General features: G+C 41.2%; 19 protein-coding genes and 1 riboswitch. Of the genes, 18 read left to right on the forward strand and 1 reads right to left on the reverse strand.

Features of this window, described 5'->3' with window-relative positions; genetic code table 11:
- Nucleotides 1-46 precede the first annotated feature (46 nt).
- The 4 genes from BLT18_RS11085 to BLT18_RS11100 are packed head-to-tail and all read left to right on the forward strand — an operon-like array spanning nucleotide 47 to nucleotide 4,823.
- Nucleotides 47-1,369, forward strand: a complete 1,323-nt coding sequence (locus BLT18_RS11085; RefSeq protein ID WP_091273934.1) for a phenylacetate--CoA ligase family protein — start codon at nucleotides 47-49, stop codon at nucleotides 1,367-1,369.
- Nucleotides 1,370-1,396: 27 nt separating this feature from the next.
- The gene (locus tag BLT18_RS11090) at nucleotides 1,397-2,869 is read left to right on the forward strand and encodes a hypothetical protein (protein WP_091273936.1); all 1,473 of its coding nucleotides are present in this window, start codon (nucleotides 1,397-1,399) and stop codon (nucleotides 2,867-2,869) included.
- A gap of 33 nt (nucleotides 2,870-2,902) precedes the next feature.
- Nucleotides 2,903-3,457, forward strand: a complete 555-nt coding sequence (locus tag BLT18_RS11095) for an acetyl-CoA carboxylase biotin carboxyl carrier protein (RefSeq protein ID WP_091273938.1) — start codon at nucleotides 2,903-2,905, stop codon at nucleotides 3,455-3,457.
- 16 nt (nucleotides 3,458-3,473) lie between these two features.
- On the forward strand, nucleotides 3,474-4,823 hold the full coding sequence (locus BLT18_RS11100) for an acetyl-CoA carboxylase biotin carboxylase subunit (RefSeq protein ID WP_091273940.1): 1,350 nt from the start codon (nucleotides 3,474-3,476) through the stop codon (nucleotides 4,821-4,823).
- 194 nt (nucleotides 4,824-5,017) lie between these two features.
- On the opposite strand, the gene BLT18_RS11105 is transcribed toward BLT18_RS11100, so the two are convergent.
- Nucleotides 5,018-6,136, reverse strand: a complete 1,119-nt coding sequence (locus BLT18_RS11105) for an MBL fold metallo-hydrolase (RefSeq protein WP_091273942.1) — start codon at nucleotides 6,134-6,136, stop codon at nucleotides 5,018-5,020.
- A gap of 556 nt (nucleotides 6,137-6,692) precedes the next feature.
- Between BLT18_RS11105 and BLT18_RS11110 the strand changes: the two genes are divergently transcribed.
- From BLT18_RS11110 to BLT18_RS11170, 14 genes are all read left to right on the forward strand, one after another.
- Complete coding sequence (locus BLT18_RS11110) at nucleotides 6,693-9,080, forward strand: heavy metal translocating P-type ATPase (protein ID WP_091273943.1); 2,388 nt, start codon at nucleotides 6,693-6,695, stop codon at nucleotides 9,078-9,080.
- A 487-nt stretch (nucleotides 9,081-9,567) separates the two neighbouring features.
- A riboswitch (cobalamin riboswitch) is annotated at nucleotides 9,568-9,781 on the forward strand.
- A gap of 180 nt (nucleotides 9,782-9,961) precedes the next feature.
- The gene (locus BLT18_RS18680; protein ID WP_281242356.1) at nucleotides 9,962-10,090 is read left to right on the forward strand and encodes a hypothetical protein; all 129 of its coding nucleotides are present in this window, start codon (nucleotides 9,962-9,964) and stop codon (nucleotides 10,088-10,090) included.
- Between the two features lie 50 nt (nucleotides 10,091-10,140).
- The gene (locus tag BLT18_RS11115; protein ID WP_091273945.1) at nucleotides 10,141-10,707 is read left to right on the forward strand and encodes a nitroreductase family protein; all 567 of its coding nucleotides are present in this window, start codon (nucleotides 10,141-10,143) and stop codon (nucleotides 10,705-10,707) included.
- A gap of 338 nt (nucleotides 10,708-11,045) precedes the next feature.
- Nucleotides 11,046-11,600 carry a copper resistance CopC family protein gene (locus BLT18_RS11120; protein ID WP_091273946.1) on the forward strand — a complete coding sequence of 185 codons (555 nt, stop codon included), beginning with the start codon at nucleotides 11,046-11,048 and terminating at the stop codon, nucleotides 11,598-11,600.
- Nucleotides 11,597-12,745 (forward strand): copper resistance D family protein, encoded by a 1,149-nt coding sequence (locus BLT18_RS11125; protein WP_091273947.1) that lies wholly within the window; start codon nucleotides 11,597-11,599, stop codon nucleotides 12,743-12,745. The genes BLT18_RS11120 and BLT18_RS11125 overlap by 4 nt, the downstream gene beginning before the upstream one ends.
- Before the next feature lie 453 nt (nucleotides 12,746-13,198).
- Nucleotides 13,199-13,876 (forward strand): hypothetical protein, encoded by a 678-nt coding sequence (locus BLT18_RS11130; RefSeq protein ID WP_091273948.1) that lies wholly within the window; start codon nucleotides 13,199-13,201, stop codon nucleotides 13,874-13,876.
- Nucleotides 13,873-14,616: a cytochrome c biogenesis CcdA family protein gene (locus BLT18_RS11135; protein WP_091273949.1), complete on the forward strand. Its 744-nt coding sequence runs from the start codon at nucleotides 13,873-13,875 to the stop codon at nucleotides 14,614-14,616. Before BLT18_RS11130 ends, BLT18_RS11135 begins: the two co-directional genes overlap by 4 nt.
- Before the next feature lie 21 nt (nucleotides 14,617-14,637).
- Nucleotides 14,638-15,240, forward strand: coding sequence for a peroxiredoxin family protein (locus tag BLT18_RS11140; protein ID WP_091273950.1), 603 nt, complete (start codon nucleotides 14,638-14,640; stop codon nucleotides 15,238-15,240).
- Between the two features lie 30 nt (nucleotides 15,241-15,270).
- On the forward strand, nucleotides 15,271-15,948 hold the full coding sequence (locus tag BLT18_RS11145) for a response regulator transcription factor (RefSeq protein WP_091273952.1): 678 nt from the start codon (nucleotides 15,271-15,273) through the stop codon (nucleotides 15,946-15,948).
- Nucleotides 15,938-17,008, forward strand: a complete 1,071-nt coding sequence (locus tag BLT18_RS11150) for a sensor histidine kinase (protein ID WP_091273954.1) — start codon at nucleotides 15,938-15,940, stop codon at nucleotides 17,006-17,008. Before BLT18_RS11145 ends, BLT18_RS11150 begins: the two co-directional genes overlap by 11 nt.
- A gap of 422 nt (nucleotides 17,009-17,430) precedes the next feature.
- The gene (locus BLT18_RS11155; protein WP_091273956.1) at nucleotides 17,431-17,691 is read left to right on the forward strand and encodes a metal-sensitive transcriptional regulator; all 261 of its coding nucleotides are present in this window, start codon (nucleotides 17,431-17,433) and stop codon (nucleotides 17,689-17,691) included.
- A gap of 66 nt (nucleotides 17,692-17,757) precedes the next feature.
- Entirely contained in the window at nucleotides 17,758-18,237 is a 480-nt protein-coding gene (locus BLT18_RS11160) for a DsrE/DsrF/DrsH-like family protein (RefSeq protein WP_091273958.1), read from the forward strand.
- 97 nt (nucleotides 18,238-18,334) lie between these two features.
- A complete protein-coding gene (locus BLT18_RS11165) occupies nucleotides 18,335-18,634 on the forward strand; it encodes a rhodanese-like domain-containing protein (RefSeq protein WP_091273959.1) in 300 nt (99 codons plus the stop codon).
- A gap of 11 nt (nucleotides 18,635-18,645) precedes the next feature.
- The gene (locus BLT18_RS11170; RefSeq protein WP_091273960.1) at nucleotides 18,646-19,218 is read left to right on the forward strand and encodes a sulfurtransferase TusA family protein; all 573 of its coding nucleotides are present in this window, start codon (nucleotides 18,646-18,648) and stop codon (nucleotides 19,216-19,218) included.
- The last annotated feature ends 19 nt before the right edge of the window (nucleotides 19,219-19,237 follow it).

The raw sequence follows: 19,237 nt of genomic DNA on the forward strand, positions 1-19,237 counted from the left end.
TTAGATAATTTAAAAAATAAATGCTGACATTCGGGAGGGAGAAAGCATGTTGTCGGAAAAAGCCAAAAAAGTTTTCGAAGAGCCTCAACTGCATGTAGAAGACATCCAGGCTGATAAGTTTCAGCAGCAAATCGATTATATATTTCAGCACTCTGAATTCTACCGCGAAAAGTTTCAAAAAGCAGGAATTGAGCGAGAAAATATTCAATCGCTTAACGACTTAAAAAAGCTTCCATTTACGTATAAAGACGAAATTAGAGCAAGCCAAAAAAAGGCACCTCCTCTGGGAACACACGCTGCAGCGGACATGGAAGATATTGTCCGTATCCATTCATCATCTGGAACAACGGGGCGTCCAACTTATACTGGTATTACAAGACAGGATTACGATGTTTGGACAGAAATGCTGGCAAGAGTTTGTTACACACATGGGATTCGGCAAGACAGTAAAGTTGTTTTTGCTATGGGTCTGTCGTTTTTTGTTGGAAGTGCAATGAAAGATGGAATTGAACGTCTTGGTGCCACCTTTATTCCTATTGGAACTGGGGCGTCGGACCGTGTTGTACGAAGCATTATCGATTTTCAAGCCGATGTATTATTTTGTACCCCGTCTTATGCAACATACTTAGCGGAGTTTGTGAAAAAGAATTACGGCATGCATCCGTCCGAGTTAGGTCTGAAGCTTATGTCTGTTGGTGGTGAGCCAGGTGGGGGACTTCCGGAAGTACGGAGAAAAATTGAATCAGAGTGGAATTGTAAAGTGATGGAGGCAATGGGAAATGCTGATATGGCACCAGTCTTGTTTAGTGAGTGTCCAGAACAGAAAGGGATGCATTTTATCGGGGCTGATAACGTTATTTGCGAAATCATTGATCCTGAAACTGGCGAAATTGTTCCTGAGAGTGACCACATGGAAGGAGAATTGGTATATACGGCAATTAATCGTGAATGTGTACCGCTGATCCGCTTTAGAACAAGAGACCTTGTTCAGGTAGATACCACACCATGTGCATGTGGAAAGAAGAGTTTTCGCCTGCGCTGTATCGGGCGGACTGATGATATGCTGATTATACGCGGGGTCAACGTGTTCCCATCTGCTATTAAAGACGTGGTGAACAGTTTTCGGCCAAAAACGACAGGAGAAATCAGGATTTTGCTTAAGGAAAAGCCGCCGTTGGTAAACCCGCCTCTGCCATTAAAAGTAGAAATTGCGAATGGTTTGTCGGAACGAGAACAAGAAGCTCTCCAAAAAGACGTCCAGGCAGCACTAAGATTCAAGCTATTTTTTACAGCTGAGGTGGAGCTGGTTTCAGAGGGTTCTCTGCCACGGTTTGAAATGAAAGCAAAACTAACAGAAAGGCTCTATTAAATACATGGTGATAGAAGGAGGATCTATATGGGAATAAAATTTGTTGACACAACGTTTCGAGATGGTTCACAAAGTCTCTGGGCCGCAGGGATGCCTCCAGGTATGATGGAAGCTATAGCAGAAGATGTGGGCAAGGCGGGATTTGATGTAGTAGAAGTGCCAGTCATGCCTATTAATTTCAAAAAAATTATACGAGATTTAAAGGAAGATCCTTGGGACATGGTTCATATGCTGGCGGAAAAAATGCCTGACGTAACCAAATCATTTATGGGGGAACCAGCTATATTTCCCTTTGAAATTATTGGAGCACCGAAAGAGGTAGTGAAATTATTTTATGAAAAAATTGTATCAACTGGTGTTTTAAATCGTGTACAAATTATGGCGAATATATTCGGCAATGTAGACAAGCTGTATCCATGGTATTTGCCATTTTTACGAAGCCAGGGGCTGCAAATTGCATTGGCATTGTCTTATACTATATCCCCGAGACACACCGATGAATATTATGCAGAAAAAACACGAGAATTAAGGGCAATGAAACCGGATGTCATTTATTTAAAAGATCAGGGTGGATTATTGACTGTTGACCGTTTACGCACATTGATGCCCGTCATTTTAGAAAATGCTGGCGGCATTCCGGTTGAAATTCATTCCCACGGAACCACTGGACTGGCAGAAGTCGTTTATTTAGAAGCTCTTCAAATGGGAGTGAAAATGGTCCACACAGGCATTCCACCCTTGGCTGATGGATCTGCGCAGCCGTCTGTATTGAGCGTAGCACAAAATGCAACGTATCTCGGTTATGAAAACAATCTTGATTTAGAGCGCATTCAAAGAGCTTCTGAGAGACTTTTGGAGATGGCAAAACAAGACGGCATGCCAATTGGTGCACCGCTAGGTTATGATTATTCACAATATGTTTATCAAATTCCAGGCGGCGTTATTTCAAATTTAAAACATCAATTAAAAGAACTCAAATTAGAAAATCGCTTGGATGAAGTATTAGAGGAAACTGTTCAAGTGCGTGAAGATCTTGGATATCCTGTAATGATTACACCATATTCTCAATTTGTTGTCAGCCAGGCGGCAATTAACGTAGCAACAGGAGAGCGTTATAAAGTTGTTATTGATGAAGTCATTCAATTTGCTAACGGTGTTTTCAGCGAAGATTCTGGTTACACGTGGATGGACCAAAATTTAAAAGATAAGATATTAGCTTCTCCTCGTGCAAAGGAATTGTCCACGGCGCATCAAGATGACACACCGCTTTCTAAAATCAGAGAACAGTTTGGCGGGCCGGATTTATCAGATGAAGAGTTTTTGCTTCGCTATATTATGAAAGGTACACAAGAAATAGAAGCGATGCGCCAAGCTGGCCCAGGAAGAAAATATTTGTCGGCATCAACGCCGTTAGTAACGCTGCTAGATCAATTACAGAAACAGCCAAGCATTACAAATATTCATGTGGTGAAAGAAAATAGCAAGTTGGTTCTTCGATAATTAATTATAGATATCCAAAGGAGGAAATATAAGATGAGCAATGATATTTTCAACACATTTAGTGAACATGATATCAATAGCCTAGCAGAAGTGATAGAGAAGTTAGAAAAGTCTCAGTTTGATTACTTGGAACTTGAAAACGATGGCATGAAAATTGTCATCGGTAAGAATAAATCCGCAAACAACGTTATGGATTTATCAGAAGTATCTGATAAGCAAGCGGTGGCAACTGTAGCGAAAGAAGAACAGAAAGAAACGGAACATCCGGCAGAAACTGTACAAAAAACAAGCTCGGCTTCATCTTCTGCAGCAGAAGAAAATTCGTTTGATGTAAAAGCAAAAGAAGACGAAGCATTAATCACAGCAAATACAGCCGGCCTTTTCTATGCGCAACCGGAACCTGGTGCACCACCTTATGTTCAAGTTGGTGATATGGTCGAAGAAGATTCTACGGTTGGCTTAGTGGAAATCATGAAAGTATACAGTGCGATTACAGCAGGGGTTTCTGGAGAAATCACTAAAATCCATGTAGAAAACCAAGAGCTCATTGAATATGGACAACCATTATTTACTGTAAAAACACATTAATCAGGGAGGCAATTGTATGGGGATTTCCCGACTCTTTATAGTCAATCGTGGAGAAATTGCTTTACGAATTATTCGCACGTGCCGTGTGATGGGGATTGAAGCCGTGTTGGCTGTTTCCGAAGCGGATAAAGACAGTTTGCCGGCAAGACTTGCCGATCGAACCGTAAGGGTTGGACCTGCCAGTGCTTCGGAAAGCTACTTGAATATCCCCGTGATTGTCACAACAGCGAAGGCAGTTGGGGCAGACGCAGTTCATCCGGGCTACGGTTTTTTATCCGAAGTACCTGAACTGGCGGAAAAATGTGAAGAGAACGGACTGATTTATGTCGGACCGCACCATGACCACATCAGAAAAATGGGGAATAAATTGGTTGCGCGTTCCCTTGCGATAGAGTGTGGTGTACCTGTCCTTCCGGGTTCAGAAAAAGTATCGAGTTTTGAAGAAGCGGAAACGGTTGTCGATGATATTGGATTACCGGTGATGCTGAAGGCTGCATCTGGTGGCGGTGGCCGCGGAATGAAAATCGTAACCAAAAAAGAAGAGGTAAAGAGCTTATTCGACTCAGCAGCTGCTGAAGCCCAGGCCGCATTTGGAGACGGCACTCTTTACGTCGAAAAATATATCGCTAATGCCCGCCACATTGAAGTGCAGGTCCTTGGCGATAAATATGGAAACGCCATCCATTTAGGAGAAAGAGATTGTTCCACCCAGCGCCGGCATCAGAAATTAGTGGAAGAAGCAATGGCTCCAAACATTTCGGAAGACCTGCGTCAGGACATTCGCAATTCGGCCGTTGCTTTGACAGAAAATATTTCCTATGAAAGTGTCGGCACCGTGGAATTTATCGTTGATCAAGACGAGGGAACGTTTTATTTCTTAGAAATGAACACAAGAATTCAGGTCGAGCATCCCGTGACAGAAATGGTGACTGGGATTGATTTGATTCAAGAACAGATTAAAGTAGCAAATGGGGAAAAGTTGTCTTTTTTACAGGAAGACATCGCCTTTCTTGGTCATGCTATTGAGTGCCGGGTCAATGCTGAATCTCCAGAAGAAGGATTCCGACCAACACCCGGATTGATTTCAGAATGGAACATCCCGCAAGGACCTGGGATAAGAGTAGATTCGCACTGCTATCAAGGATATATGGTACCTGTGTTTTATGATTCACTGATTGCAAAAGTAATCGTCTGCGGAAAAGACAGGCAAGATGCTATTTATCGTATGCTTGCTGCTTTAGAAGAATTCACCGTGGAGGGGGTTCAAACGACAATACCGTTTATAAAACAAATATTGCAAAGCAAAGATTTTTTAAGCGGGCATGTACACACTAGGATTTTAGAAACATTGGCTCTTGTTAAATAATTATACAAACGTACATGCTTAAGCTTTTTCCATACAATGAAACCTTCCTCCATGTCACCCCATCGGGTTAACAGTGGTAGCGGATGAATACAAAAATATCCATTGTTGTCCGTCAATACAGGTAGTAGATAAAAAGGAGCGGCAAACGATAAATCATACTTATCTTGCCGGCTCCTCTTTTATTTTTGCATAGATTAAATGGCGCAGCGATTAGGACCGACTTCCATTTCCCTGCGTTCATCCTGGTCTGGATCTATTTGTCCCATGTTAGTCTGTCGAATTTTTTCATGGCTGTTCGGCTGCGGCGGCAAGTTGTCTGTAACCAGATGTCGGAATTCTTTTTCGTCTTTTACTTGCAAGCGGTCATTTTTTTCATATAATGCACCGAGCTTTGCCTGAACGGTTCCATCTTCATTCATTTCCTGCATTTCCCCAAAATGAGCAGGGAGTACAATCAAGTCTTGAGCTAAATCTGGGTAACGCTCATAAAGAGTTTGGCGCAAGTCATCTACCCAATCCTCGGCTTTACCAGCGAGATCAGGCCGGCCAATCGAGTCAATAAAGAGAATGTCACCAGTCAATAAATATTGGCTGTCTACCAAAAAGCTGGTACTTCCTTTGGTGTGGCCAGGGGAATATACGGTAGAAATCGTTATATTATCTCCCACTGTAACCGTTGTATCATCTTCTAAAGGCTGATAATGAAATGTTAACCCTTCGTCATCTTTAGAAGGGAAAAAATAATTGGCTCCAGTCTTTTCCGCCAGTGCTTTTCCCCCTGAAATATGGTCAGCATGAAGATGTGTATCCAGCACATCAGTGATTACAGCTTGGTGTTGATCAGCGAATGTTTGAAAGATATCCGTCATTCTGGTTGGGTCAATGACTGCAGCTTCCTTGCCAGAAATAATCATATAGGAAAGGCAGCCTTTTCCAATACGAATAAATTGATACAACTCTCCGTTTTCACTAAGGTCTCCTACTTTTACTGGTTCAAGATGTTCACTCCAGGCTGTCATGCCGCCTTTGAGATAAGTAATGTCTGTGACACCAGCCTCTTTGAGTAAATTGACTGCTTTTTGTGAGGAAACCCCTTTGGCACATACAACGTACACAGGCTTATCATTTGGAAGTTGTGCTTTCACGTCCTCAACACCATTTTCCAATTGTTTAAATGGAATATTCAGGCTCTCTACGTTCCTTCCTTCAATCGACCAGTCGGTATAATCTTCTTCCTTGCGGATATCCAGCAAAAATACGTGTTCACCTCGAAGTATTATTTGTGCCAGCTCTTTCACGGTTAACGGCTGCATATTATCCCTCCGAATGTAAAAAGTGTCATTACCTGAGCTATAGTTTTCCCATTGTTTCTTCTTTCATGAGCTGTATCATGCTGTTATACACATACCCGCCTCCCTATGCCGTGAAACGTAAATAACTTGTAAGTAAACAAGACAGGTTGTCTCATAAGTATATAAATCCATTTGACGAATCTGCGATGCTGGAGCCATTTTAGGACGATGTTTGTTTTTTATCTGTCATAAAAGGTGAGAATATCAGTAAAAAGATGGTTTTGACATACGAACTTCGCACAAGCCACGCTTCTCTTATTTTTATCATGATGGTGGTATAGATGACTGGAAGGTTTGCGAAAAAATCACACACTTGACATATACCATATAGGGGTATATTGTGAAGGTGAAGGTAATAAGCAGTGGCTTTGGAGAAAAGTATGCTGTGTCCACATATACCTCTGGATCATGGAGTGATAAATAGTTCCGCCCATCTTTTGCAGAAGAGTTTGGACAGAGAGAAAGCGTGAAAAATAATAGATAACAAAACGAAAAGCTGACAAAGGAGGTAAAAGCAATGAGTGAAAAACAACAACATTCCACGCTTGGAATTACGGGGATGACATGTGCGGCTTGTTCGAATCGCATCGAAAAAGTATTAAATAAGATGGACGGAGTGAACGCACAAGTTAACTTAACAACGGAAAAAGCAAGTGTGGAATATAATTCAGAAGAAGCCTCCTTGGATGATATTACAGAAAAAATTGAAAAGCTGGGATACGGTGTGCAGACGGAAAAGACAGAGTTTGACGTCTCTGGCATGACGTGTGCAGCTTGTTCAAATCGTATTGAAAAAGTACTCAGCAAGCAGGAAGGCGTAAAAACGGCCAGTGTAAACTTAACGACAGAAAGTGCGGCAATTGAATATACCCCGGGGTTAATAGAAGAGAATGATCTTATCGGCAAAATTCAAAAGCTTGGTTATGACGCTAAGCCAAAAGCCGATAAAGAAACACAGCGAAACCAAAAAGAAAGACAACTGCAGCAAATGAAAACCAAACTAATGACATCAGCTGTTTTAACGGCTCCGTTGTTAGTGACTATGCTTGTTCATTTATTTGGCATGGAAATTCCAGCAATATTTATGAATCCGTGGTTTCAATTAGTGCTGGCTACTCCTGTTCAATTTATTATCGGCTGGCAGTTTTATGTTGGAGCTTATAAAAATTTGCGAAACAAAAGTGCCAATATGGATGTATTAGTCGCTTTAGGAACAAGCGCTGCTTACTTTTACAGCTTGTATGAGACGATACAAACAATTGGAAATCCAACCTATGTTCCGCATCTGTATTTTGAAACAAGTGCTGTTATTATTACGTTAATCTTATTCGGAAAGTATTTAGAGACTCGGGCAAAAAGCAGGACAACCGCAGCAATTTCCAAGCTGCTGCAAATGCAGGCAAAACAAGCACGTGTTATTCGTGACGGCAAGGAAGTGATGGTGCCGGTTGAAGAAGTCAAAGAAGGAGATGGCCTTGTCGTTAAACCTGGGGAAAAGATACCAGTTGACGGTGTTGTTGTAAAAGGTAAAACATCGGTGGATGAATCCATGATTACCGGAGAGTCGATTCCTATTGAGAAAGAAAAGGAAGCAAATGTGATTGGTGCTACCATGAATAAAAACGGGACGATTGAAATAAAAGCTACCAAAGTCGGTAAAGATACCGCTTTAGCCTCTATCGTGCAAGCGGTAGAAGATGCCCAAGGGTCGAAAGCTCCAATTCAGCGTATGACTGATGTCATTTCTGGTTATTTTGTTCCCATTGTTGTCGGCATTGCCGCGGCTACGTTTATGGTATGGATTGCTTTAGTATCTCCTGGCAATATGGAGGCTGCTCTCGTTGCAGCGATTGCAGTTCTTGTGATTGCCTGCCCATGTGCATTGGGACTGGCAACACCGACATCGATTATGGTGGGAACGGGAAAATCAGCAGAGAACGGTATTTTATTTAAAGGCGGAGAACATTTAGAGCGTACTCATCAACTCGATGCTGTCATCTTGGATAAAACGGGGACTCTTACCAAAGGGAAACCAGAAGTGACTGATTTTATAGGAGATGATACGTCCTTGCAGCTGCTTGCCAGTGCGGAAAAAGGTTCAGAACATCCTTTAGCAGAAGCGATTGCTGCGTACGCAACAGAAAAGCAGGTAGAGATTTTAGAGAACAACGACTTTCAGGCAGTACCCGGCCAAGGTATTATCGCATCCATTGAAGGAAAAGAAGTACTTGTTGGGAATCGAACATTAATGAAAGAAAAAAATGTGGACACAAAAGGAAAAGAAGCGGAATTAGCAGGCTATGAGGCGCAAGGAAAAACCGCAATGTTCATTGCCGTTAATGGAGAATATCACGGAATGGTCGCAGCAGCAGATACGTTAAAAGAAACAGCCAAAGAAGCCATTGAAGAGTTGAAAGAACAAGGGTTGGAAGTGATGATGTTAACCGGTGATAACGAACGAACGGCTCGTGCAATTGCAGAGCAGGCCGGCATCGACCAAGTATTTGCTGAAGTGCTTCCAGAAGAGAAAGCAGCTAAAGTGAAAGAAGTGCAAGAACAAGGCAAGAAAGTAGCCATGATTGGTGACGGGGTCAATGATGCTCCGGCTCTAGCGACGGCAGATATTGGCATGGCCATCGGGACAGGTACGGAAGTGGCCATCGAAGCAGCAGATGTCACTATTCTTGGCGGTGAGCTGCTGCTCATTCCAAAAGCGGTTAAACTAAGTAAATCCACCATCCGAAATATCCGCCAAAACTTGTTCTGGGCTTTTGCATATAACAGTGCAGGCATACCGATTGCCGCAGCCGGCCTCTTGGCACCATGGATTGCAGGTGCAGCGATGGCCTTTAGTTCGGTTAGTGTAGTTACAAACTCGCTGCGTTTAAAACGAGTGAAAGTATAAATGTACAGCTCCGTATAGCGTATAACGACCAGGCATAGCTGGTCTCCTTAAACACGGGAGACCGGCTTTTTTGCACGGGTGAAAAATAAAAACGGTCATTTTGCTTAGCTTGTACAAGGTTACCAGCACACCACGTGTGTTCGCTCAGCATTGCTGCAGGTTAAGGATGTCGTGATTTCTGTGGTACAGCACAAGTACCTTATAGAAGTTTCTTAACCTGAACCAAAGTTTTTTAGCTGGCTATACTAGTGTTCTTAGAATCTCCTATTGCAAACAAGTCGCAAGGTTATTAAGCCGGCGCCGTTCAAATGAATGAATATCAAGTATGTAACAGCTTGAAAGAGCAAAAGAATAGTAAGTCGTGAGGTGTCTCTAAAACAAGCATACTTTTGAAGCGTTATTGACATTGTATAAGAAAAAAGCTAGACTGAAAATTACTTGGGAGATGTTGGAATTATTTTTATCATTTGTGTCATCAATGTCAATTAAATACTGAATGAAAATAGGTGCAAGAGACAGCGAAATCCGCTGGATCTGCTGAAAAGGGAAGTCGGTGAGAATCCGGCACGGACCCGCCACTGTATTGGGTGTCAGCTGTTGTTAGTGACTCCTTTCAAGAACACCACTGGGCGCTTTGCCTGGGAAGGTTTGAAAAGGATGTGACCCTAAGTCAGGAGACCTGCCTATTTTAACATCACTGCTAGACCTACGGGATGATAGGGAGGTGGTCAGAATGCGTCAGTACGGCGTTTGTTGAGAAACGTGTATTTGTTAATGAATGAGAGATTCGTTATAAATGACAAGCATTTCTGTCCTCCTGTGTAGGAGGATGGAAATGCTTTTTTGTTTGTCTGGCATGACATAGAAATGATAAAGCATGATTGTCAACGGATGGCAGTGATGTATCAGGGGAAATCGCAGACATCGTTGAAGAATGGAATGTCAGCCAGTTGAAGCATCCATATTCGAGTTTACTAATAGAAACCGTGGAAGAAAAAAACTCGCTCTAAAAAGCTAAAAGATGCGGGTTAATGATTAAACAGAAAAGGAGAGGTTTACATTGAGTATTATAGAAGGACTGTATGCAAGGCGAGCTATTCGAAACTTTGATCATCGGGAAGTGGAACAAGAAAAAATTGAACGGCTGCTAGAAGTCGCAACTTTGGCTCCGAATGACCGGATGAGAGAGCCGTGGAGTTTTTATGTTATACGAGGAGAAGCCAAAGAAAAGTATGAACAAGTTGTATATGAATACTTACAAGAACGTTTTCCAACAAAACCAAAACTAATTGAAGGCTCCATGAAGTCTATCAAACAGACACCAGTCCTCCTTATTGTGACGTCTGATATTGCCTCTACAGAAGAAGATACAAAAGACAATGAATATGCTACTTGTTGTGCGATTCATTCCATGTGGCTGGCTGCCCAGGAATTAAACCTTGGATTTGTATGGAGAACAAGAGGAGTAGGACTTGTTCATGATAAGCGGTCTTATGAGTTTATCGGTGCTCCTGAAGGCAAAAAGATCATTGGCACCATTTGCTTAGGTTATCCGGATGCAGATCATTTGAATGACCAAAAAGAGAAGAAAAGGACTTCATTTCAAGAAAAAACCGTATGGTTGTAGGATCAGCATAGTTTATGGAAAAAATATTGATGGTAAAAAAACGAAAATATGAGTGACAGAAGAAATGGTCTTATGAGCATGTCAGGATCAAGTTATAAGAGAAGGTCAGCCAGCAGTTTACTGGTTGACCATTTTTTTATGGTTTCATATTCATTCTGTTTTAGGTTTAATCCAGGCTCCCGTTTTTTATGCTGCTGGTCTTTATTTTTTAAATACAATCTTCAGGTTGTTAATATTTGTGAAAAGATATTGAAAAGAAACAAAAAACATCACCTTTATGCTATGATGCGGTAATGTAAGGACTTTGTTAATAACTGAAAAGGGAAAGGTGATTCCAAGTGAAACGTTTTTTATTAAGCTGTGTTGTTGGCTTAGTTGCTTTTCCAACTGCAGCAGGAGCTCATACCCATCTTGAAAGTGCTGATCCTGAAGAAGGATCTATATTAGAAGAAACGACTACTATTACTCTTTCCTTTGACTCTATGGTTCAAGAAACGAACACTATGGTATTAATAGATGAAAGTGGAAACGAACTGGAATTAGATGAAATAAGACATAACCCTGAAGACACAATTGATGTTCAACTCCCCGAAGCTATGAATGAGGGAGAGTATACTCTGTTTTATAGTATTGTTGGAGAAGACGGCCATGTCATGGAAGACGAGCTGTCTTACACATATGAGGCTTCTGAAGAAGAATCTGAAAGTGGATCTGAATCAGAACGGGAGGAATCCATTTCATCGGAAGAAGCATCTCCTGAGGAAGAAGAGCAAGTCACTCAGCCAGAGGAAGCAGAGGATAATGGCAACGGAGTACTTTTGCCGGCTACCATAGGACTTATCGTCATAGCAGCAGGTTTTATCATTTTTTTCTCTAGGAAAAAACGTTCATGATTTTCGCGGTAAGTAATGGTTTATTGTACGTATGCTTTGCACTAGTTATTGGTCATTGTATACTCTCTATGCTTCCCGAGGACAAAAAACCTAGAGTCGTTGTACCAAAAAAATGGCAGGTTGGAAGCGTGCTGCTTATTCCAATGTTATCTCTTCCTCCAGTGCTGCATGTAACGTTAAACATGAATGAATACCGGGAAGAATCGTTTATTTCTAGTTTTATCTACGTGTTAATGGAAATAGAACTAGGCAGAGCTTGGACAGCGTTGCTGTTGTTGGTTATCATCTTTGCAGCTTTAATGTGGTTGCTGCCTAAAAGACGGGATGATTCATATGTGAACCTAGCAGGTCTGCTGCTCGTATTTGGAATGATTGTGACGCAGGGAGTAGTCGGTCATTCCGCTAACATGGCAAGTTATCCAGGTGCCACATCCCATATCCTGCATTTAATGGCTGTTAGTACGTGGGTTGGAATTTTAATGATTGTCAGTTGGTTTGCCGTAAATGATGAGAATTGGGAAGGATTTGTTGATTGGTTCACTCCAATTGCTGTTATATGTGTCATTGTTGTCAGTTTTTCAGGTGTGTTTATGACCTTTTTTCTTACGGAGAATATAATGAACTCTTGGATGCTGACATACGGGCAAGCGTTATTATTTAAACACTTACTGTTTATCCCATTGATGGTATACGCGTGTATAAATGGATTTTTGATGAGAAGAAAAGTAAAAAACACGCCAACTGTGTCCCCGCGCAGCTGGTGGCGGGCTGAAAGCTTGATTATAATGGCCGTATTTGTCATAACTGGTTTTATGAGTGAACAAGAACCACCACAAAATATAGCTCAAACATTAAATAGAGAAGGTTCTTCCATTTTATTCCAATCGTTAGTCACCTTTCCGGTCAATTCCGATACGGAACTGTTTTTTCACCTTCATTGGTTTAGCCTTTTGTTTTTTTTAATAGGAATTGTGTTTTTACTTCTAGTTATCTATGTTTTTTATAAGAATGATACGATTACAGGATCCATAGTGTTTGGGGTGCTGGCAGTTATTAGCATTTACTTTGGTATAATCAGCGGTGTAGAGGCGGCAACATACGTAGAAGAGACATCAGTAACTTCTTTGTTAAATAGTGGTTGGTAGTTACAGTGTTAGCTTTGCGGAATATAAACTGAAGCAAAAAACTAGAAATTAAGAAGCGTATATCAATTGACAGAAGAATGAGGAAAAGGGGATAAACTCATTAAAAGAAAAGAATAATGTTCGTCATCAGGCTTGTGTATGTAAGTAACCCTTCAACTAAAAAATGTAGTTGAAGGGTTTTTTACCTTTTTAAATGCCTTGTTAAAGGGGAGGGTGTTCATGCAAACATATGAAATGTGTAACAAGTGATAGACGGCGATGTCTGCGGGAAAAGCACGATCCAGCAATCACACGAGGATGGGCGGTTTATTACGTTTTGGGAAGGCAAGGCTGCGTTTGCCGCAAGCATCTACCGATAGTGCAGAAACAACAATAGAATGTAATAGAGTTTTTTAATAAAAAATTAATATAACGTTATTATAATGATTTTGATTGAGCGGAAAGGAGTTTACTGTGGAAGATATTTGGCAAATTGGTTCATTCATTATTCATAAGGAATGGGTTGCTGCTGGAGTTTCGCTGCTTTTAGCATTTGGGGTGCTGCGCTATATTGGCTGCTTTGCTAAAGATGATCATCGGAAAAAAGACGTGATTGGCAATATGTTATTTGTTTTTATTCTTGTTTATCAGTTATCATCGTTTCTTTTTCAAACATCGCTGGCGTTTCGTTATCCCATATCTGTATTAGCTTCACCTGGGACATGGAAAGAATGGACAGCTGGTTGGATTGCGGCAGGTATTTATTTAGCTGTTGCGTCAAGGAGTGAGAAAAAATTATATTTTGAAGCAGCTCTGTATTCGGTTCTTATCTATATATTAACGGAATTTTTCTTTTTGAGTTATCAAATATACAGTCAGACTGCGTCAGCCGCACTTGTGATGCATATGACGGCGGCGGGTCTTGTATTTTTAGCATTTTTGTTTCTCAAAAACAAATTGTCTTACGAATATCTTCTGTATATCCTTTTGTTTTTCTATGGGATGGTCATGAGCGCATACAGTTTCATCTTTCCGGCAAAAGCATTGTTCCTATATATGCCGGCGTGGTTTTTTGTTTGTGTGGCCTCAGTTGGAACAGCAGGCTTTCTGTCGGCTTGGATTAGAAGGGGAAAGGCGGTGGATAAAAAATGATGGAAACAGGAGACGTAACGATATGGCTGGCTTTTTGGGCTGGAGTTATTTCCTTTATATCACCTTGTACTTTGCCTTTGTTTCCTGCTTATCTTTCTTATATTACGGGGATAGGAGTAAAAGACTTACAAACACACCAAACAAAAGAGATACGGTTCAAAGTTCTGAGTCATTCCCTGTTTTTCTTAGGAGGTATTTCGCTCGTTTTTATTGGGCTTGGATTAGGAGCTTCTTATGCAGGCCAGTTTATTAATGATTTCCTGCGAGGAGACAGCGGCCAGCTCATTCAGCGAATCAGTGGTGTATTTATTGTTGTGATGGGTCTTTATATTATGGGATGGCTGAATATAAAGGCATTTGCGAAAGAAAAACGGTTTCGGTTTGCGAAAAAGCCGGCTGGTTATGCAGGAACAACACTGGTAGGAGTTGGTTTTGCGGCTGGATGGACCCCGTGTATCGGGCCAATTTTTGCTTCAATTTTGCTGCTTGCTGCTTCTAATCCATCTTCTGGCCTGTGGTATACCGGTTTTTATGTGATAGGCTTTTCTCTTCCTTTTATAACGTTAGGTTTTTTTGCAGGCACAACGAAATGGATTTTGAAATACTCGTCTGTGATGATGAAAGTGGGCGGAGGCATCTTAATTATCATGGGAATTTTATTGTACACTGGTGAATTAACGCGTTTATCGATTTATTTATTGAGGCTCGTAGAAGGTACATGGTTCGGACAATTAGGATAATAATAGAGGAGGTTCAGTAAGATGAGAACGGCTATTATTGGTGTTATACTAATAGCAATGTTAGGATGGGCGTTTTATGAAGCGCTCGTGACTGAAGAACAAGAGGGCGGGGCAACGTCTGAAACAACAGAGGAAGGAACAGGTCCTTCAGCGAATGAATTCGATATACAACAGGAAGATACAGAAGCTGATTCTCAAGGAGACTGGTTAAAAACAGGTGAAAAAGCGCCGGATTTTACCTTACAAACATTAGATGGAAAAGAAGTATCACTGTCTGATTACCGAGGGGAAAGGGTATTAATAAATTTTTGGGCAACCTGGTGCCCGCCGTGTCGTGCAGAAATGCCGGACATGCAAAAATTATACGAAGAGCATGATGTAAATATACTAGCTGTTAATTTAACGGAAACAGAACCTGGTGTTCAAAGTGTCGAAACGTTTGCGGAAGATTTTGAACTGACGTTTCCACTGCTGTTAGATGAAGAGATAGCGGTTGCAAACGCTTATGGTGTACAGCCGATTCCTTCCTCCTTTTTTATTGATCGTGAAGGAATAGTAAGACAAATTAGTTTAGGAGCCATGACGTATGATTATATGGTAAATGAGTGGAACGCTATGGATTAAGAGGTTGGTGTTGATAATGGGGGGAAGCATATGCAGCATACCGTACTAGTCGTAGAAGATGACCCGATGATCCGGGACTTAGTAAAAATATATTTGGAAAATGCGGGTTATCACGTAGTGACAGCCACAGACGGAGAAGAAGCGTTACAAATTATTCCCCGCTCCGATCCGTGCTTCATTATCTTGGACTTGATGCTTCCTAAGAAATCCGGCGAGGAAGTATGTCAATGGGTACGCGAACAAGGACTGGAGGTGGCGGTCTTAATGCTGACTGCCAAAGTAAGCAGCCGGGAAAAAATTGCAGGCTTAAAAATGGGCGCAGATGATTATGTCACGAAGCCATTTAGTCCAGAAGAATTGGTTGTTCGTGTAGAGACGATTCTTCGAAGAACCGGACATGCCTGCCAGAAAGTAACACATAATGGTTTAACTATTAAACCGAGAAAAGGAGAAGTAGAACTTTATGGTTCTGTTCTTTCTCTTACCAAAATTGAATTTACTCTGCTGTATCATTTTATGCGCCATCCCCACACCCTTTTTTCAAGGGAACAGTTATTGGAGCAAATTTATCCTTTGACAGAAAATATCGTACAAGATCGAACGATAGATGTTCACATTAAACATTTGCGTGAAAAAATAGAAGATGATCCGTCATCTCCTAAGAGGATTATAACGGTACGAGGAATGGGGTATAAGTTTGTCGTCTAAAAAATTATCTCTCGTCAGCCGGTTGACGCTTGGAAATATTCTTATCGTTAGTATAGTGCTTGGTTTAAGTGGATTTACGATGTACCAATTTGCCTGCCAGCTTGTTGGCGACATGAATGGAGTGAATCAAGCACAGCAGCAGTCCTTTAATCAGACGTTGTTTGGCTTTGTTGTTATGATTTTATTCTTTTCCATTATTTTTGGGGGGCTGTTTTATTTTTATTTTGTGAAAAAAGTCGTTACTCCCATTCAACGTCTTGCTGACTCAACAGAAGAGTTAATAAAAGGGGAATTTCCCACGATTCCAACAGAGAAGCACAACAATGAAATCAGCCGCTTAACGAGAAATTTTCAACGTTTATCCGACAAACTAAAAACATTGGAAGAGTCACGAGCACAAATTGTATCGACGACAGCACATGAGCTCAGAACACCTTTATCTAACATTAACGGCTATCTCGAAGGGTTAAAAAAAGGGGTAATAACCGGAAACGAGGCTTTGTATGATGCCTTACATAAAGAATCGGTCCGCCTCATTCATATGGTAGATGAGTTATATAAATTGTCAGAATGGGAAATTGAATCCACAGGCGGTTTGCAAAAAGAAAAGCTGAATATGAAGAGACTGATGGAGCAAGTCATCATCTTATTTCAATGGGAGCTCGAGGAGAAAGGGATTCATGTGGCAATGAATATGGAAACTGAACAGGTTTGGGGAGATCGAGAGCAGCTGCAGCAAGTACTGATCAACTTCATACAAAACGCAGTAGAGCACCAGCAAACCCCCTCCCCTATTTCCATTCAAGGCGTGAGAGAAGCTCACTATTACACTGTCTACGTAGAAGTAGAAGGAAAACCGATTTCCTCTCATGAGAAAAATAAAATTTTTGAACGTTATTTTTATAAAAAAGGAAAAAAACAAGCATCTTCTAGGGAGAAAGGAATCGGCCTTGCGATTGTAAAAGAAGTGATAGAAAAACACGGCGGTTTATTCGGGTTAGAAACCGATGGAACAAGCCATCAGTTCTGGTTTTCCCTTCCCATCACGAACGAATCATAAAAAGTCTGCATAGAGATGGCCAACAAGGCGGATCGTCTTGCGCTACGAGGTGTTTACATTGACATACATGCAGGCGTGCGGGGGAATCGGCTAAAAAAGAATCCCTGTAAAAATCACACACGTCCGGTATATGATGAAGAAGCCGCTGCATGTTGCACTCAGTATCAGTGTTCGTTAAAGGAATGGCTGGATGTTTACAAGAAGCGGCTTTTGCTCATGAAAAAGCTAAATGATTGACCGTTGAAAGCAGCGGATACGCCCCCTGTCCTTGTCCCTTTTTGGGGCAGCGTTCTAAACATGAGGAAAATTTTTAGCGGAGAGGGTTGACAAAATACTATAGGGGGTATAGTATAAAGACTGTAATTAAAAACAACAATATTTCGCATTGCTATAAATAAATAAAACGAAAAGGAGGGGAAGAGATGGAGTTTGATGAGCAAGTGAAGAATAGGATGAAACGGATTGAAGGACAAGTGAGAGGACTATCAAAAATGATAGAAGAGGAAAAAGAGTGCCGCGACATTGTTAATCAAGTAACAGCGGTAAGAAATGCATTGGATCGCACGGCTGCACTTATGGTCGGCCAAAATCTTGAGCATTGTATTCGAGAGCAGCAGGAAAACGGAGAAAACTCTGAGCAGCTTATTAAAGAAGCGGTGGATCTTTTAGTGAAAAGCCGGTAATAATATATTTTTTAATTATTTTAATACCATTACGGGTATATGTAATAATAGAGAGGAGAAGCTGATATGGCGGAAAACAAAAAAACAACCATTATTTTATTTAGTGGTGATTATGATAAAGCAATGGCTGCTTATATTATCGCTAATGGAGCAGCAGCCTATGGACATGACGTAACAATTTTCCATACTTTTTGGGGACTGAATGCATTGCGAAAAGAAAATCAAGTTCCTGTAAAAAAAGGATTCATGGAGAAAATGTTTGGGAAAATGATGCCTAGAGGCGTTGATAAAATGGGGCTTTCAAAGATGAACTATTTGGGAATGGGTCCTAAAATGATAAAGAAAGTGATGAAACAGCATAATGCTATGCCTCTTCCTCAATTGGTTGAAATGGCTCAAGAGCAGGATGTCAGTTTACTGGCGTGTACGATGACAATGGATTTGCTTGGGCTTAGAAAAGAGGAACTGATTGACGGTTTAGATTACGGAGGAGTAGCTGCCTATATTGGAGAATCGGAAGAAGCCAACATCACTTTGTTTATCTAATAATTTTTCGATATTTATATACCCTTACATGTATATGTATGGTAATAAAGGTTTCAAATGAGGGAAAGATAACCAAAAACGAGGAGGATGGATATTCATGAAAGAGATTCACACGAAAGAATTAGCAGAGAAAGTCAAACAAGGAGAAGACGTTAACGTAGTGGACGTTCGTGAAGATAATGAAGTCGCACAAGGGAAAATTCCTGGCGCCAAGCACATTCCGCTTGGAGAAGTCGAAGACCGGTTTCATGAGCTCGATCAAGACAAACATTATTATATGGTCTGCCGCTCTGGAGGGCGAAGCGGTAAAGCAAGTGAGTTCTTGATTGAAAAAGGCTATAACGTCACGAATGTCGATGGCGGCATGCTTGAGTGGGAAGATGAAGTAGAGAAATAGGAGGGATTTTTATGGATATCACAGCAAATGAAACGTTAGACGCAAAAGGATTGGCTTGTCCGATGCCAATTGTAAAGACAAAAAAAGCAATGACTGATTTAGAACCTGGCCAAGTGATGGAAGTGCAGGCGACAGATAAAGGATCAACTGCCGATTTGAAAGCTTGGGCGGAGAGTACCGGCCATCAATACCTTGGAACCGTAGAAGAAGGGGACGTCCTTAAACATTACGTTCGAAAAGCCAGCGAAGAGGAAGCAAAAGAAGACACTAAACATGAAGATGTGATTGACTTGGAAGAGCTTCGAAAAAAAATCGCCGGCAATGAAGATATTACGGTTCTTGATGTCCGGGAACCAGCAGAATATGCATTTGGCCATATTCCAGGGGCTGTTAATATCCCGCTTGGTGAATTGGATAACAGAATGGATGAAATCAACCAAGAGAATGATCTTCATGTTGTGTGCAGGACAGGAAATCGAAGTGACTTAGCATCTCAGAAGCTATCGGAAAAAGGCTTTAAAAACGTAAAGAATGTTGTCCCTGGTATGACTAAGTGGGATGGACCAACGGAAAAAAATCGTTAAAAATATGATCAGTACACAG

The sequence above is a fragment of the Alteribacillus persepolensis genome (assembly GCF_900099605.1).
Lineage (GTDB): Bacteria > Bacillota > Bacilli > Bacillales > Marinococcaceae > Alteribacillus > Alteribacillus persepolensis.

Bases quoted from the DNA above. Each gene is read 5' to 3' on its own strand.
- BLT18_RS11085 (WP_091273934.1), top strand. From the start codon at position 47: ATGTTGTCGGAAAAAGCCAAAAAAGTTTTCGAAGAGCCTCAACTGCAT.
- BLT18_RS11090 (WP_091273936.1), top strand. From the start codon at position 1,397: ATGGGAATAAAATTTGTTGACACAACGTTTCGAGATGGTTCACAAAGT.
- BLT18_RS11095 (WP_091273938.1), top strand. From the start codon at position 2,903: ATGAGCAATGATATTTTCAACACATTTAGTGAACATGATATCAATAGC.
- BLT18_RS11100 (WP_091273940.1), top strand. From the start codon at position 3,474: ATGGGGATTTCCCGACTCTTTATAGTCAATCGTGGAGAAATTGCTTTA.
- BLT18_RS11105 (WP_091273942.1), bottom strand. From the start codon at position 6,136: ATGCAGCCGTTAACCGTGAAAGAGCTGGCACAAATAATACTTCGAGGT.
- BLT18_RS11110 (WP_091273943.1), top strand. From the start codon at position 6,693: ATGAGTGAAAAACAACAACATTCCACGCTTGGAATTACGGGGATGACA.
- BLT18_RS11125 (WP_091273947.1), top strand. From the start codon at position 11,597: ATGATTTTCGCGGTAAGTAATGGTTTATTGTACGTATGCTTTGCACTA.
- BLT18_RS11135 (WP_091273949.1), top strand. From the start codon at position 13,873: ATGATGGAAACAGGAGACGTAACGATATGGCTGGCTTTTTGGGCTGGA.
- BLT18_RS11140 (WP_091273950.1), top strand. From the start codon at position 14,638: ATGAGAACGGCTATTATTGGTGTTATACTAATAGCAATGTTAGGATGG.
- BLT18_RS11145 (WP_091273952.1), top strand. From the start codon at position 15,271: ATGCAGCATACCGTACTAGTCGTAGAAGATGACCCGATGATCCGGGAC.
- BLT18_RS11155 (WP_091273956.1), top strand. From the start codon at position 17,431: ATGGAGTTTGATGAGCAAGTGAAGAATAGGATGAAACGGATTGAAGGA.
- BLT18_RS11160 (WP_091273958.1), top strand. From the start codon at position 17,758: ATGGCGGAAAACAAAAAAACAACCATTATTTTATTTAGTGGTGATTAT.
- BLT18_RS11165 (WP_091273959.1), top strand. From the start codon at position 18,335: ATGAAAGAGATTCACACGAAAGAATTAGCAGAGAAAGTCAAACAAGGA.
- BLT18_RS11170 (WP_091273960.1), top strand. From the start codon at position 18,646: ATGGATATCACAGCAAATGAAACGTTAGACGCAAAAGGATTGGCTTGT.